Source organism: Stenotrophomonas sp. SMYL86 (assembly GCF_036320025.1).
Classification (GTDB): domain Bacteria; phylum Pseudomonadota; class Gammaproteobacteria; order Xanthomonadales; family Xanthomonadaceae; genus Stenotrophomonas; species Stenotrophomonas maltophilia_A.
In genome coordinates, this window is the sequence record NZ_JAWIRU010000001.1 from 543,238 (window position 1) to 557,653 (window position 14,416).

A 14,416-nucleotide genomic window follows, 5' to 3' on the forward strand; every position below is an offset into this window, starting at 1 on the left:
TGTGACCACCGTCTGTACGCGATCTACCGGTGTCTCAAGTCCCATTCATACACGCCGATACCGGAACCATGGATAGACTCAGCCTCATTGGACTCTTTCTCGCCCTGGCCTCGCTGGTCGGCGGCAGCATCCTCAAGGGCGCCGGCCTGGCGTCGTTGTGGTCGCCTGCGGCATTCGTGATCGTCATCGTCGGCACCGTCGCCGCGATCCTGCTGCACACCTCGCCGGCGGTGTTCAAGCATGCCTTCAAGATCGTGCGCTGGGTCGTGCGCCCGCCGCACAGCGATCGCCGCGAACTGATCCAGCAGATCGTCGAGTGGAGCAACATCGCCCGCCGCCAGGGCCTGCTGGGCCTGGAATCGCAGGTGGAAGCGCAGCAGGACCCGTTCCTGCGCAAGGGCCTGCAGCTGCTGGTGGACGGCGTCGAACCCGAATCGATGCGGCACATGCTGGAAATCGAACTGGGCAGCCAGGAACACCAGGACCAGGCCGGTGCCAAGGTCTTCGAAGCGATGGGCATCTATGCACCGACGCTGGGCATCATCGGTGCCGTGCTTGGCCTGATCGCAGTGATGAAGAACCTGGCCGACCCGAGCAAGCTCGGCCACGGCATCGCCGCAGCGTTCACCGCCACCATCTACGGCATCGCCTCGGCCAACCTGCTGTTCCTGCCGGTGGCCGCCAAGCTCAAGAGTGTGATCTCGCACAACACCCGCGACCGCGAAATGGTCATCGAAGGCCTGATCTCGATCGCCCAGGGCGAAAACCCGCGCAACATCGAAACCAATCTCTCCGGCTTCCTGCACTGACATGGCCCGCCGCAAGCACCACGAAGAGCACGCCAACCACGAAGCATGGGCGATCCCCTATGCCGATCTGATGACGCTGCTGCTCGCCTTCTTCGTGGTCATGTACGCGATTTCCTCGGTGAACGAAGGCAAGTACCGGATCATGGCCGACGCACTGACCGATGCCTTCGGGGGCGCGCCGCGCACGATCAATCCGGTACAGGTCGGCAACAAGCAGGTGCAGGGTGGCGGCTGGGACAGCCCCTCGGTGATCAAGTCCGGCACCAAGATCGGGCCCTCGGCGCCTGCGCCGTCGCACGACCCGACCCTGCTGCCGTCGATGGCCTCGCAGATGCGCATGCCTGTTTCGGTGCACAACCAGGAGCAGATCGCGCGCGCCGAGCGCCAGCTCAACAGCATCGCCGACCGCCTGACCGCCGCCCTGGCGCCGCTGATCGACCGCGGCATGATCAGCGTGCGCCGCACCGAGCTGTGGATCGAAGTCGAGATCAACAGCGACATCCTGTTCCCCACCGGCTCGGCGGCGCTGGACGTGCATGCGCGGCAGACCCTGGCCAGCCTGGCCGAGGTCCTGCGCGACGTACCCAACAGCGTGCGCGTGGAAGGCCACACCGACAACGTACCGATCGCCACCGCCACCTTCCCGTCGAACTGGGAACTGTCGGCCGGGCGCGCGGCCAGCGTGGTGCACCTGTTCGCCGACCAGGGCGTGCAGCCGTCGCGGCTGGCCATGGTCGGCTACGGCCAGTTCCGCCCGCGCGAAGAGAACGACAGCGCGCAGGGCCGCAACCGCAACCGCCGGGTGATGGTCATAATCCTGGCCGACACCTCGCACTCGGTGGACCCGCTCGGCCAGCGCCTGAACGCAGCCACCGGTGCCACCCGGAACACCGATACCGAACAAGCCGCGGCAACTCCGGCTACCGCCCCCACCTCCCCCATCGCACCGGTGAAGTTGCCGCCGGTGCCGGCTGGCAGCCGCGTCGGCGCCGCCGTTCCCCCGGCAATGAAGGAGTAATCCGATGCGCATCTGGGCAGTCGCCAACCAGAAGGGCGGAGTCGGCAAGACCACCACCACCCTCGCCCTCGGCCGCGGACTGGCCGCACTTGGCCATCGCGTGCTGCTGATCGACCTCGATCCGCACGCCTCGCTCAGCCGCGCGTTCGGCGTACCGGTGGACCCGCCGCCGGCTGGCGTGCTGGAACTGTTCGGCGCCCCGCCCGCCGATCTTTCCAGCCTGTGCCATGCCAGCAGCATCCATGGCCTGGACTATGTCTGCGCACAGTCCGCGCTGGCCACGCTGGAACGCCGCAGCGCCAACCAGCCTGGCCTTGGCCTGGCACTGCAGAATGCGCTTGCGCGCCACCAGGGCCAGCACGACTACATCCTGCTGGATTGCGCGCCCACCCTCGGCCTGTTGATGATCAATGCGCTGGCCGCAGCCGATCGCCTGATCATCCCCACCCAGGCCGAGCCGCTGGCCCTGCATGGCCTGGATGGCATGGTCCGCACCGGCGAGATGGTCGAACGCTCGCGCCGCCGCCCGCTGCCGATCTCGATCCTGCCGACCCTGTTCGACCGCCGCACCCGCGCCGGCAACGAGTCGCTGCGCACGATGCAGGATCGTCACGGCACCCGTGTGTGGGAAGACGCGATTCCGATCGACACCCGCATCAGCAACGCCGCCGGCCTGACCCTGCCGAGCGTTGGTGAGGATTACCCGGGCCGCGGCCTGGCCGCCTATCGCCGCGCGCTGAACTGGATCCTCGGCGAGGATGCCCGCGCCCTGGAGCAGGCCGCATGAACAGCACCGGTGTACTGGACGACTACCTGGACGAACTGCTGGGCGAAGCGATCGCCGTGGCACCACCGGCTGCGCCGCCGCCGGCGAGCGACGAAGCGTGCCCAGCAATTGCAGCCGACGCCGAACGCGAGCCGACCTGGGATGACCTGCCGGCCGAGGTGATCTACGAAACCGAGACCGTCGCCGCTGCGCCTGCCGTCGACAACGCCGCACTCGAAGCCGCCTTCGACGCGGCCGCAACGGCTGAGCGCGAACCCACCTGGGACGATCTGCCCGCCGAAGTGATCTACGAAACGGAGACTGTTGCTGCTGCAGCGGCAGAGGACGACGCAGCACTGGAGGCCGCCTTCGAGGCCGCCGCGATGCCTGTCGCCGCCCCCGAGCGCGAACCGACCTGGGATGACCTGCCTGACGAGGTGATCCACGAGACGGCCCCTGCTCCCGCCACCGCCAAGTCCGGCCCGGAACCTACATGGGACGACCTGCCGGACGAAGTGATCTACGAGACCGATCCGGCCGACAGCCATCGACTCGCCCACACCGACAGCCCCGGCCTGGAGGCCGCGTTCGAGGCCGCTGCCGGCGGCGAGGACGTTCCTGCGCCACCAGCGGCCGTGGTCACAGCACCCGCTCCAGTTGCGCGCACCGATGCCGCACCGCCCCCGCGCGTGGCCGTGGACGCGCCAGCAGGCAACCGCCCGAGCAGCTGGCAGGAGCTGCAGGCACAGGCACATCGGCCCGCCAGCAGCCCGCATCCGCAGAACCGACGCGCCGGCGAGCGCACCTCGCGCTGGCTGCGCCTGCGCTGCGGCACCCAGGCCTATGCACTGGAACTGCTGAAAGTGCAGGAAGTGGTGCTGCCGGTGCCGCTGCTGCCGTTGCGCGGCACTGCGCCGGCCATGCTGGGCATCATGAACCTGCGTGGCCAGGTGGTACCGGTGATGGACCTTGGCCTGCACCTGGGCGCTGCGGCCGCCGAAGACGACTCACAGACCCGCATCGTGGTGCTGGAGGAAGACGGCGAGACCATCGGCCTGCGCGTGTCGGCAGTGGAAGATGTCGCCAACCTCACCGATTCGCAGATCGAGCCACCCGATACCGCGCGCATCTGCCAGATCTCCAACGACCTGTTCCGTGGCGTCGCCCGGGTCAGCCAGCGCCCGATGATCCTGCTGGATGCCACCCGGCTGCTGAGCTGAGCGGAAAAAGGGGACGGAGGGGATTAAGTCGCAATCGACCAGGCTCTCCCGCAGCCACCCTCGGCAACCGCGACCACGCAGTGGGGACGTAAGGTATTGATCCAACGGATCAACGCCTTGCGTCCCCGACAGGCACCGCATCGGCGCAAACCGCCGAGCCAGTTGCGACTTAATCCCCTCCGTCCCCTTTTCAACAGCGACCGCATCGACGCACCGCGTCGATTCCCCTAAAGAACCCCACCGGGGTGCCGTTATGGATCACGGAACCGTTTGTCCGGAGCAACGATGAGCACTGTCGAACTGGGTGGGGATCTCGGCATCGAGAGCACCACCGAGCTCAAGAACCGCCTCGCCCCGCTGGTGGCGCAGGCAGGCGAGCTGACCCTGGATGCCAGCCAGGTCGCCCGCATCCACACGGCCGCCGTGCAGGTGCTGTGTGCGTTCGTGCAGGCCCGCCGCGAGGCAGGCCTCGGCACCGGCTTCCACGGTTGCACTGCAACCTTCCGTGACGCCGCGCGCCTGCTGGGCGTCACCCAGGCCCTGGGCCTGGACGTAACCCATGACAACCTGAAATCTGTGGAGAACGCTGCATGAGCGCACGTATCTTGGTGGTGGACGATTCGGCGTCAATGCGCCAGATGGTGTCCTTCGCCCTCACCTCGGCCGGTTTTGCCGTCGAAGAAGCTGAAGACGGCGCGGTCGCGCTCGGTCGCGCCAAGGGCCAGCGCTTCAATGCGGTGGTCACCGACGTCAACATGCCGAACATGGACGGCATCGCGCTGATCCGCGAACTGCGCCAGCTGCCGGACTACAAGTTCACGCCGCTGCTGATGCTGACCACCGAATCGGCCGCCGACAAGAAGTCCGAAGGCAAGGCCGCCGGTGCCACCGGCTGGCTGGTCAAGCCGTTCAATCCGGAACAGCTGGTCGCCACCGTGCAGAAAGTGCTGGGCTGATCGCCCGCCACCGCTCCCCCTCTTCGCTTCCGGACCACCACTGCCATGAGCATGGACCTGCAACGCTTCCACGCCACCTTCTTCGAGGAGAGCCGCGAAGGCCTCGACGCGATGGAGGCTGGCCTGCTGGCCCTGGAATCGGGGCAGCAGGACGCGGAGATCATCAATTCGGTGTTCCGCGCCGCCCACTCGATCAAGGGCGGCGCCGGCACCTTCGGCTTCGATGCGATCGCCGGCCTGACCCATGTGCTGGAAACGCTGCTCGATGAGCTGCGTGCCGGCAAGCGGGCGCTGGAAGGCCACGCCGTCGACGCCATGCTGTCCTCGGTGGACGTGCTGCGCGCCCTGCTGCGCGAAGCCGAACACGGCCAGGCCGCCGATCCCGCCGCAGTTGCTGCGGTGAAGGCGCGCCTGGAGGCGGTTCTTTCCGGGGAGGCCGCAGCGAGCGCCCCCGCGGCCGCCGCAGCCAAGGTGGACGATACGCCGGAAGCCTGGCAGATCGGCTTCACCCCGGCGCCATCGCTATTCATGAGCGGCAACGACCCGCTGCGCATCATCCGCGAACTTGAGCACCTGGGTTCGCTGCAGGTCGCCGCGCGCATGGAACGCCTGCCCGGCTTCGCCCAGCTCGACCCGCTGGAGGCCCACCTGGCGTGGGACCTGGGCCTGGTCGGCAAGGTGCCGCGCAGCAAGATCGAAGACACCTTCGCCTGGGTGCTGGACGACTGCGAACTGGACATCCGTCCGGCTGCGCCGCCGAGCCTGGCCACCGAGGCACCTGCCACACCCGCCCCTTCCACACCGGCTGCCGTTGTACCGGCGGCACCCGCCGCCGCTGCCAGCAGCGCTGGCGGCCAGGAAGCCGAAACCTCGATCCGGGTCAGCGTCGACAAGGTCGATGCACTGATCAACCTGGTCGGCGAACTGGTCATCACCCAGGCCATGCTCAAGCAGGTCTCGCACGCACTGGACCCCGTCCACGCCGAGAGCCTGTTCGCCGGGCTGGACCAGCTTGAACGCAACACCCGCGACCTGCAGGAAGCGGTGATCGGCGTGCGCATGCTGCCGGTCGATGCGGTGTTCCGCCGCTTCCCGCGCCTGGTCCGCGACCTGTCCAGCCGCCTCGGCAAGCAGGTCCGCCTGCGCACCGTCGGCGAAGGCACCGAACTGGACAAGGGCCTGATCGAAAAGATCGCCGATCCGCTGGTGCACCTGGTGCGCAACTCGATCGACCACGGTCTGGAAATGCCCGACGTACGTCGCGGTGCGGGCAAGGACGAGACCGGCACGATCACCCTGGCAGCCTCGCATCAGGGCGGCCATATCGTCATCGAAGTCAGCGACGACGGCCGCGGCCTGGACCGTGCCAAGATCCTGGCCAAGGCCACCGAACGCGGTCTGGCGGTGCCGGACAACCCGACCGATTCGCAGGTCTGGGACCTGATTTTCCAGCCGGGTTTCTCCACCGCCGATGCAGTCACCGACCTGTCCGGCCGTGGCGTCGGCATGGACGTGGTCCGCCGCAACATCCAGGCGCTGGGGGGCGAGGTCCAGATCGAAAGCAGCCTCGGCGCTGGCACCCGCACGCTGATCCGGCTGCCGCTGACCCTGGCTATCCTCGACGGCATGACCGTGGCGGTGGCCGGTGAAACCCTGATCCTGCCGCTGGCTTATGTGCTTGAGGCCCTGCAGCCGCAGGCCGAGGACATCCGCAGCATGGCCGGCGAAGGCCGCGTGCTGCGCGTGCGTGGCGAGTATCTGCCGATCCTGTCGCTGAGCGAGTACTACGGCTACGGCAACCGCGCACCGGGCAGCGAATCGCTGGTGGTGGTGGTTGAAGGTGATGGCCAGAAGATTGCGCTGGAAGTGGACGAGCTGGTCGGTCAGCAGCAGGTGGTGGTGAAGAACATCGAGAACAACTACCGCCGCATCGGCGGGGTATCCGGTGCCACCATCCTTGGCGATGGCCGCGTGGCCCTGATCGTCGACATCGGCGGTCTGGTGCGTTCGCTACGGATGCCGCAGGCCGCCTGATCCACGTTGAATGCGTGCACTGAGCCGCCGCCCTTCGGGGCGGCGGTTTTCGTTTGCGCGCACGGCCACGATCTGACCGCGCTCGCTTCGCCAGGCATACCGTGAACTTCGTCTGCACGAAGGTTTCGGGCGCAACCTTGCCGTTCAAGCGAAAGCCCTGTCATGGCACCACTTTCGCGACGTCATCCCTACGCAACCGAATGTGATCTGCGTCCATAAAGTCCATCCGAACTGCGCCGCTATTTCGCTTTGACGGCCGTCACCGAACCCCCACCGGGCACCACCGTTCGCTCTGCAACCACCCCCAGCCGACGCAACGACGCCGGCGCCCTGCCCACCTGGAGCACCCTGCATGAAGTGGTTCCACGATCTGCCCATCGCCCGCAAGCTGGCCGTGGGGTTCACCCTCACCACCTTGATGACCCTCGTCCTCGGCGCATTCGCACTGCTGCGGCTCAACGAGGCCAACAAGCAACTGGGCGAGATGGCCAGCAACGATATTCCCTCGGTGCAGCATCTCGGTGAGGCGCGCTCGCAACTCGGCGAGTTCCGCACCTACGAGCTGGCTCTGTTGAGCATGCTCGACCAGCCTGACAAGGTGGCCGACTACTACAAGCGCATGGACGACACCGCCAAGGCCGTGCATGACGAACTGGCCGCCTACTCGGCACTGCCAGCCCTGGCCAGGGAGCGCGAGCTGTACGCTGCGGCCAACGTACAGCTGGACCGCTACTTCGCTGCCAACAAGGCCATGCGCGAAGCCGTCGCGGCAGGCGACGGCACCTTGGCACGGCAGATCTCCGACGAACAGTCGCGCCCGGCCCGCCGTGACCTGTTCGCTGCGATGAAGACCCTCGGCACCCATATCGCCGGCCTGATGGATGCCAAGATCGCCGATGCAAATGCCACCCACCGCGCCAGCATGATCGCCATCATCGGCTGCATCGTGCTGCTGTCGCTGGTGGCAGCCGCGCTGGCAACGGTCATCTCGCGCGCCGTCACCGGCCCGCTCGGCAAGGCCCTACACGCGATCCAGGCAGTTGCCCGTGGCGATCTCAGCGTCAGCACCCAGGCCACCAGCAAGGACGAAGCCGGCAAGATGCTGGCCGCCACCACCGAAATGACCGCGATGCTGCGCCGCTTCTCCGAGCAGACCCAGCTGATGGCGCAGATGCACGCCGGTCCAGACATCAGCCACCGTATTCCGGAAGACTTCCCGGGCGTCTATGGGCAGCTGGCCAGCGGTATCAACACGGTCATTTTCGAACATCTCGACGCGATCCGCGATGCCATCGACGTGCTCAACCAGTACGCCACCGGCAACCTCACCCCGGACGCACGCCGCCTGCCCGGCAGCCGCGCGATCCTGCACGAGTCGATGGATGCGGCCAAGGCCAGCCTGCTGGCCATCAACACGCAGATCCAGCAGCTGGCCTCGGCCGCCGCAGCCGGCGACTTCAGCCAGCGCGGTGATGCGCAGCGTTTCGATCACGATTTCCGCGTGATGATCGAGCAGCTCAACAGCATGATGCAGGTCGCCGACGGCAACCTCGGCCAGCTCTCGCAGCTGCTGCAGTCGATCGCCGCCGGCGACCTGACCGCGCGCATGGACGGCCAGTTCAACGGCGTGTTCGCACGCATGCGTGACGACGCCAACACCACCGTCGCGCAGCTGACGCAGATCGTCGGCCAGATCCAGGCCAGCGCGTCCAGCATCACCCTCGCCGCTGGCGAGATCGCCTCAGGCAACAGCGACCTGTCGCGCCGTACCGAGCAGCAGGCCGCCAATCTGGAAGAAACCGCCGCGTCGATGGAGGAACTGACCTCCACCGTGCGCCAGAACGCCGAGCACGCCCGCCAGGCCAATCAGCTCGCCATCGGCGCACATGGCGTCGCCTCGCAGGGCGGTGAAGTGGTCGGCCAGGTGGTCACGACCATGTCGGCCATCGAAGCCTCGTCGAAGAAGATCGCCGAGATCATCTCGGTCATCGACGGAATCGCCTTCCAGACCAACATCCTGGCGTTGAATGCTGCAGTGGAAGCTGCCCGCGCAGGTGAACAGGGCCGTGGCTTCGCCGTGGTCGCCAGCGAAGTGCGCACCCTCGCCCAGCGCTCGGCTGCGGCCGCCAAGGAGATCAAGGGCCTGATCGACGACTCCGTCGGCAAGGTCGCCGAAGGCTCCAGCCTGGTGCACCAGGCCGGCAGCACCATGGGCGAGATCGTCGCCTCGGTGCAGCGCGTGACCGACATCATGGCCGAGATCTCCGCAGCGTCGCAGGAACAGAGTGCCGGCATCGAGCAGGTCAACCAGACCGTGGTGCAGATGGACGAGACCACCCAGCAGAATGCTGCGCTGGTGGAAGAAGCCACCGCTGCCGCACGTGCAATGGAAGACCAGGCCGTGCAGCTGGGTGAAGCCGTGGCCCGCTTCCGGCTGGCATCACAGGGCACGACGGCCATCCCGGCACGCCCACTGGCGGCACCGGTACCGCGCCAGGTCGCAGCCGCCGCACCGGCCGCAAAGCCGGTCCCGGCGCGTACGCTGCGCACGGCGACGGCCCAGCCGGCGCTGGCCGCAGACGGCGACTGGCAGGAGTTCTGATGTACCCGGGGTCGGATCCCTTTCCTTCGGGAAAGGGATCCGACCCCTGACGCATGGAAAGTGATGCAATTCTCACTTCATAATCGGGCACAGTGGCCGATATCCCCTTCGAGCCTCGCGCCAACGCGTGCTGGCGCCCGCCCCTGACCGTAGATTCCATGTCCGACGGCAACGACACTGCAGTGCATGATGTCCACGCGGCTGATGCCGCTGACGAACGTTTCCTGGTCCGTAATCCGCGCCAGCTGCGGCAGCTGTTGCGATCGCTGATCGACCAGCGATCACTGATCAATGCGCATATCGACGGCCGCGACCGCTCGTTCCCAACCGCGCTGCTCGAACTCGACGAGGACGACGACACCCTGCTGCTCGATGGCAGCCCGCAGGAGGCGTCCAACCGCGCCGCCGAACAGGCCGACCATCTGCTGTGCTTTGCCCAGCTCGAACGTGTGCTGGTGCGGTTCCGCCTGCAGGCACTGCAGCGTGTGGACAACGACGGCCACGTCGCCTTCCGTGCCCCTCTGCCGGACGAACTGGTCCATCTGCAGCGACGTGAGATGTACCGGCTGGAGACGCCAGTGACCGATTCACCCCAGCTGCTGATCCCCGCCGGCGAGAGCCGTGCCGAAGCGCTGTCGATGCGGGTGGTGGACATCAGCGGCGGCGGCCTGGCGGTGGCCGTACCTACCGACTGCGCGGTGTTCAGCCTGCAGAAGCGCTACCCGGCGATGCTGTCGCTGCCCGACGGCCCCGACCTGGAGATCGAGCTGGTCGTCTGCAACCTGCTGCCGCAGCGCCAACCCAATGGCATCGAGATCAAGCGCGTGGGCATGCGCTTCGACATCCTGCCGCGTGGCGCCGACAGTGCCATCCAGCGCTACATCTTCCGCATCGACCGCCAGCGCAAGGCGCGCCGCAACGGCGAGCTGTAAGGCCTCCCGACCGGTAGTGCCGGCCGCTGGCCGGCAATGACCGTATCCACATTGTTGCCAGGTTGCCGGCCAGCGCCCGGCACTAGCGCTTCCCGTGTAGATCCACGCCATGCGCGGATGCCCCCATCTTCCCCGGTAGATCCACGCCATGCGTGGATGCCTTCCCCCGGCACCTAAAGTCCCCCGACGAGGGGCCGATATCGAGCCTGACACCGGGACTTCCGGCAGAACCAGGACCCCTCGATGAACGACAAGACCAGCTCCGCCGCCAGCGCCGGTGGCGAATTCCTCAGCTTCACCCTCGGTGCCGAGCACTACGGCGTGGACATCCTCAAGGTCCAGGAAATCCGCGGCTATGACGCGGTCACCCGGGTCCCGGATGCACCGGACTACATCAAGGGGGTGATCAACCTGCGCGGCACCATCGTCCCGGTCATCGACCTGCGCCTGAAGCTGCGCCTGGACGATGCCCGCTACGACGCCTTCACCGTGATGATCGTGCTGAACGTCGACGACCGCGTGGTCGGCATCGTCGTCGACAGCGTCTCGGACGTGATCCCGCTGTCGGCCGAGCAGATCCGCCCGACCCCGGAATTCGGCGCCGCCGTCGATACCCGCTTCATCTCCGGCATCGGCACGCAGGACGACCGCATGCTGATCCTGCTCGACATCGAGACCCTGCTGGACAGCGCCGACATGGGCCAGGCCAGCGTCGTTGAAGACGCCGCTGCCTGATCGAACGGACCTGCTTCACGTTCTGGTCACAAAACCCTTCAGTTCCCTCCGGCAGTGCCGATAGGGGGACAGAAGCCGGTCGCGCAGGAGCGCGCAGAACCGGAACGACCATCACCATCCCCGGAGATACACCTCGATGAAGTCCCTGCTTGCGTTCGTTTCGGCCGCTGTCCTGGCCACCACTGCTTCCGCCGCGTTCGCCCAGTCGGCCGACATGATCCCGCCGGAACTGGCACCGCGCTCGGTCGGCAAGGACGGCATGGTCTGCGGCAAGGTCGAGAAGGCCCGCTACGCAGAAGGTTCCGAAGGCCAGCCGACCTTCCTGTACATGGGCGGCGCCTTCCCGCGCCACACCTTCTCGGCCCGCATCGCTGGCGAGAACCGCGGCAAGTTCTCCTTCCCGCTGGAAACCCTGGAAGGCAAGACCGTCTGCGTGATCGGCAAGATCCAGCGCGACGCCTCGCGCGCCGAAATCGAAGTCAGCTCGCCGGCCGGCCTGAAGCTGGCCAACATCAAGTAATCCGCTGTCCGTCGAACCACGCCGGACCTGGTGCCGGCGTGGTTTCTGCTGCAACCGGGCCCGATGCCCGGGCGCGTCTGCCTTAGGAGCTCGCAACGCCCATGCCGTGGATCAACAACCTGAAACTGATGCCGAAGCTGCTGCTGACCTTCGGTGTCCTCCTGCTGGTGATGCTGCTGCAGGGTATCGTCGCCTATCGCGGCCTGCACTCGCTGAACAACGTCACCACCGAGCTGGCGGGTTCTCGCATGGAGAGCATCCGCATGGCCGGCGAGATGCGCGGCATGCTGGGTGAATACCGCAACGCCGCCTACCAGCAGCTGATCCGCGCGAGTGACGACGTCAAGGCTGATGCACGCAAGCAGACCGTCGAGCTGCGTACCAGCATGGACAAGTCGATCAAGGACTATCCGAAGCTGGTCGACAACGCACAGCAGAAGAAGCTGTTCGACACCTTCGCCAAGGAATGGAAGGACGCCCTGGCCTCCTATGACAGCGTCACCGAGATGCTGGAACTGGACCTGCCGGACGACGCCATCGATACCTTCGTCGGCGAGACCCGCACCAAGCACCGCAAGGCCGCTTCGGCGCTGGAAGCGCTGATCGCCGAAGACAACCGCCTCGCCCGCGCCTCGCGCGAAGAGGCCGAATCCACCTACTCCGCCTCGGCCGTGCTGACCGTGATCGCTCTGCTGGGCGGCGCCGCACTCGGCCTGGTGCTGGTCTGGCTGTTTGCCCGTGCCCTGGTCGGCAGCGTGCGCGGCGCCGTCTCGGTTGCCAACGATGTGGCCGGCGGCAAGCTCGATGGCCACATCGACGTCAGCCGCCAGGACGAAGTGGGCGAACTGATGCAGGCGATGCAGCGCATGCAGCGCGACCTGCGCGAGCGCACCGAAACCGACCAGGCCATCGCCCGCGAGAACCTGCGCATCCGCACCGCGCTGGACTACAGCTCCACCGGCGTGTACCTGACCGACACCAGCAATACCATCGTCTACACCAATCGCGCCCTGCAGCAGACCCTGAGCCAGTACCAGGACGACGTGCGCCGCGACCTGCCGGACTTCGACGCGCAGGCCTCGCTGATCGGCAAGCCGGTCACTGTGCTGGAGCATCGCGGCGAGATGGACCAGACCCTGCTGGGCAACCTGAAGGCACACGGCGTCGCCCGTCGCCCGATGCAGTACGGCGATGCCCAGTTCGCCCAGGTGGTTTCCACCATCCGCAATGAAGGCGGCGACACCGTCGGCTACGTGGTGGAATGGCGCGACCGCACCCAGGAAGCGCAGGTGGAAGCCGAAGTGGCCCGCGTGATCGCCCAGGCTGCTGCCGGCGACCTGTCCGGCCGCATCGATTCCAGCGACAAGGAAGGCTTCTTCCTGCAGCTGGCCCAGCAGATCAACGGCCTGCTCGACGCCAACGCCGGCAGCATCGAACAGATCTCCGGCCTGCTCGCCGCACTGTCGCAGGGTGACCTGACCGTGCGCATGCACGGTGACTACCAGGGTGTGTTCGCCCGTATGCGAGACGACGCCAACGCGACCGCCGCGCAGCTGAGCGAGATCGTCACCCGCATCAAGCAGTCCAGCCGCGCGATCAGCTCGGCCGCCGGCGAGATCGCCTCGGGCAACAGTGACCTGTCGCGCCGCACCGAGCAGCAGGCCGCCAACCTGGAAGAAACCGCCGCCTCGATGGAGGAGCTGACCTCGACCGTTCGCCAGAACGCCGAGCATGCCCGCCAGGCCAACCAGCTCGCCATCGGCGCGCACGGCGTGGCCTCGCAGGGCGGTGAAGTGGTCGGCCAGGTGGTCACCACCATGTCGGCCATCGAAGCCTCGTCGAAGAAGATCGCCGAGATCATCTCGGTCATCGACGGCATCGCCTTCCAGACCAACATCCTGGCGTTGAACGCCGCAGTGGAAGCCGCACGTGCCGGTGAACAGGGCCGTGGCTTCGCCGTGGTCGCCAGCGAAGTGCGTACCCTCGCCCAGCGCTCGGCAGCGGCAGCCAAGGAGATCAAGGGCCTGATCGATGATTCGGTCGGCAAGGTCAACGACGGCTCGGCACTGGTGCACAAGGCCGGCGCCACCATGGGCGAGATCGTCGCCTCGGTGCAGCGCGTGACCGACATCATGGCCGAGATCTCTGCGGCTTCGCAGGAACAGAGTGCTGGCATCGAGCAGGTCAACCAGACCGTGGTGCAGATGGACGAAACCACCCAGCAGAACGCCGCGCTGGTGGAAGAAGCCACCGCCGCTGCACGCGCAATGGAAGAACAGGCCGGTCACCTCAGCGAGGCCGTGTCGATCTTCGTGGTGGACGAAGCCGAGACCGTGGTTGCCCCGCGCATCGCCGCTGCCCCGGCCCCGCGTGCTGCCGCACCTGCCGCACCGACCCCGGTCGCCCCGCCAGCCCGCCGCAGCGCCGGTGGTCGTCCGATGGCCACCGAACTGGCTGATGGAGACTGGCAGGAGTTCTGATGCCTGCCTGACCTGATGTACGAGAACGCCCTGGCCCTGCGCTGGGGCGTTTTTGTTTACGGGGTATCTGGATATCCAGCCAACGGCGAAGCCCCTCGGGGTGGTCGCGGTAGGCGCGTGGCTACTGAGGGTTGGCCGGGAGGGTGGGCTGCGCAGGGGCCGCTGCAAATACGTCCATGTAAGCTCGGTCGCCGCATCCATGCGGCTCACGCCCCTGCGCAGCCCACCCTCCCGGCCACGGACAGTTTCCGTGCGCGTCCACCCCGGATTGAAGAAAGAAGAGCAAGAGCAAGAGCAACAGCAACAGCCGCACCGCGTCCGGGGTCAGATCCGCTTTCCGCAGG

The 14,416-nt window shown here is 67.0% G+C and carries 12 protein-coding genes; all 12 read left to right on the forward strand.

Going from position 1 to position 14,416, the window contains the following annotated elements:
- The first annotated feature begins 68 nt into the window (after nt 1-68).
- The 12 genes from V3B64_RS02540 to V3B64_RS02595 all read left to right on the forward strand — a co-directional run bounded on the left by V3B64_RS02540 (nt 69) and on the right by V3B64_RS02595 (nt 14,072).
- Nucleotides 69-809 (forward strand): flagellar motor protein, encoded by a 741-nt coding sequence (locus V3B64_RS02540; RefSeq protein WP_010482457.1) that lies wholly within the window; start codon nt 69-71, stop codon nt 807-809.
- A 1-nt stretch (nt 810) separates the two neighbouring features.
- On the forward strand, nt 811-1,827 hold the full coding sequence (gene motD, locus V3B64_RS02545; protein ID WP_032129222.1) for a flagellar motor protein MotD: 1,017 nt from the start codon (nt 811-813) through the stop codon (nt 1,825-1,827).
- A 4-nt stretch (nt 1,828-1,831) separates the two neighbouring features.
- Nucleotides 1,832-2,614: a ParA family protein gene (locus V3B64_RS02550; RefSeq protein WP_005413243.1), complete on the forward strand. Its 783-nt coding sequence runs from the start codon at nt 1,832-1,834 to the stop codon at nt 2,612-2,614.
- On the forward strand, nt 2,611-3,813 hold the full coding sequence (locus V3B64_RS02555) for a chemotaxis protein CheW (RefSeq protein ID WP_329913559.1): 1,203 nt from the start codon (nt 2,611-2,613) through the stop codon (nt 3,811-3,813). The genes V3B64_RS02550 and V3B64_RS02555 overlap by 4 nt, the downstream gene beginning before the upstream one ends.
- Before the next feature lie 285 nt (nt 3,814-4,098).
- Entirely contained in the window at nt 4,099-4,407 is a 309-nt protein-coding gene (locus tag V3B64_RS02560; protein ID WP_014037092.1) for an STAS domain-containing protein, read from the forward strand.
- The gene (locus V3B64_RS02565) at nt 4,404-4,769 is read left to right on the forward strand and encodes a response regulator (RefSeq protein WP_005409521.1); all 366 of its coding nucleotides are present in this window, start codon (nt 4,404-4,406) and stop codon (nt 4,767-4,769) included. The genes V3B64_RS02560 and V3B64_RS02565 overlap by 4 nt, the downstream gene beginning before the upstream one ends.
- A gap of 45 nt (nt 4,770-4,814) precedes the next feature.
- Nucleotides 4,815-6,803, forward strand: a complete 1,989-nt coding sequence (locus V3B64_RS02570; RefSeq protein WP_032129224.1) for a chemotaxis protein CheA — start codon at nt 4,815-4,817, stop codon at nt 6,801-6,803.
- Between the two features lie 352 nt (nt 6,804-7,155).
- Entirely contained in the window at nt 7,156-9,405 is a 2,250-nt protein-coding gene (locus tag V3B64_RS02575; protein ID WP_329913560.1) for a methyl-accepting chemotaxis protein, read from the forward strand.
- Between the two features lie 158 nt (nt 9,406-9,563).
- On the forward strand, nt 9,564-10,337 hold the full coding sequence (locus tag V3B64_RS02580) for a flagellar brake protein (protein WP_032129226.1): 774 nt from the start codon (nt 9,564-9,566) through the stop codon (nt 10,335-10,337).
- 243 nt (nt 10,338-10,580) lie between these two features.
- A complete protein-coding gene (locus V3B64_RS02585) occupies nt 10,581-11,072 on the forward strand; it encodes a chemotaxis protein CheW (protein WP_049401162.1) in 492 nt (163 codons plus the stop codon).
- Nucleotides 11,073-11,208: 136 nt separating this feature from the next.
- Nucleotides 11,209-11,592 carry a hypothetical protein gene (locus tag V3B64_RS02590; protein WP_010482470.1) on the forward strand — a complete coding sequence of 128 codons (384 nt, stop codon included), beginning with the start codon at nt 11,209-11,211 and terminating at the stop codon, nt 11,590-11,592.
- A gap of 101 nt (nt 11,593-11,693) precedes the next feature.
- Complete coding sequence (locus tag V3B64_RS02595; RefSeq protein ID WP_279913907.1) at nt 11,694-14,072, forward strand: methyl-accepting chemotaxis protein; 2,379 nt, start codon at nt 11,694-11,696, stop codon at nt 14,070-14,072.
- Nucleotides 14,073-14,416 lie beyond the last annotated feature (344 nt).

Excerpts from the sequence above, each read along its gene's own strand:
- V3B64_RS02540 (WP_010482457.1), top strand. The coding sequence starts at position 69 with ATGGATAGACTCAGCCTCATTGGACTCTTTCTCGCCCTGGCCTCGCTG.
- motD (WP_032129222.1), top strand. The coding sequence starts at position 811 with ATGGCCCGCCGCAAGCACCACGAAGAGCACGCCAACCACGAAGCATGG.
- V3B64_RS02550 (WP_005413243.1), top strand. The coding sequence starts at position 1,832 with ATGCGCATCTGGGCAGTCGCCAACCAGAAGGGCGGAGTCGGCAAGACC.
- V3B64_RS02555 (WP_329913559.1), top strand. The coding sequence starts at position 2,611 with ATGAACAGCACCGGTGTACTGGACGACTACCTGGACGAACTGCTGGGC.
- V3B64_RS02560 (WP_014037092.1), top strand. The coding sequence starts at position 4,099 with ATGAGCACTGTCGAACTGGGTGGGGATCTCGGCATCGAGAGCACCACC.
- V3B64_RS02565 (WP_005409521.1), top strand. The coding sequence starts at position 4,404 with ATGAGCGCACGTATCTTGGTGGTGGACGATTCGGCGTCAATGCGCCAG.
- V3B64_RS02570 (WP_032129224.1), top strand. The coding sequence starts at position 4,815 with ATGAGCATGGACCTGCAACGCTTCCACGCCACCTTCTTCGAGGAGAGC.
- V3B64_RS02575 (WP_329913560.1), top strand. The coding sequence starts at position 7,156 with ATGAAGTGGTTCCACGATCTGCCCATCGCCCGCAAGCTGGCCGTGGGG.
- V3B64_RS02580 (WP_032129226.1), top strand. The coding sequence starts at position 9,564 with ATGTCCGACGGCAACGACACTGCAGTGCATGATGTCCACGCGGCTGAT.
- V3B64_RS02585 (WP_049401162.1), top strand. The coding sequence starts at position 10,581 with ATGAACGACAAGACCAGCTCCGCCGCCAGCGCCGGTGGCGAATTCCTC.
- V3B64_RS02590 (WP_010482470.1), top strand. The coding sequence starts at position 11,209 with ATGAAGTCCCTGCTTGCGTTCGTTTCGGCCGCTGTCCTGGCCACCACT.
- V3B64_RS02595 (WP_279913907.1), top strand. The coding sequence starts at position 11,694 with ATGCCGTGGATCAACAACCTGAAACTGATGCCGAAGCTGCTGCTGACC.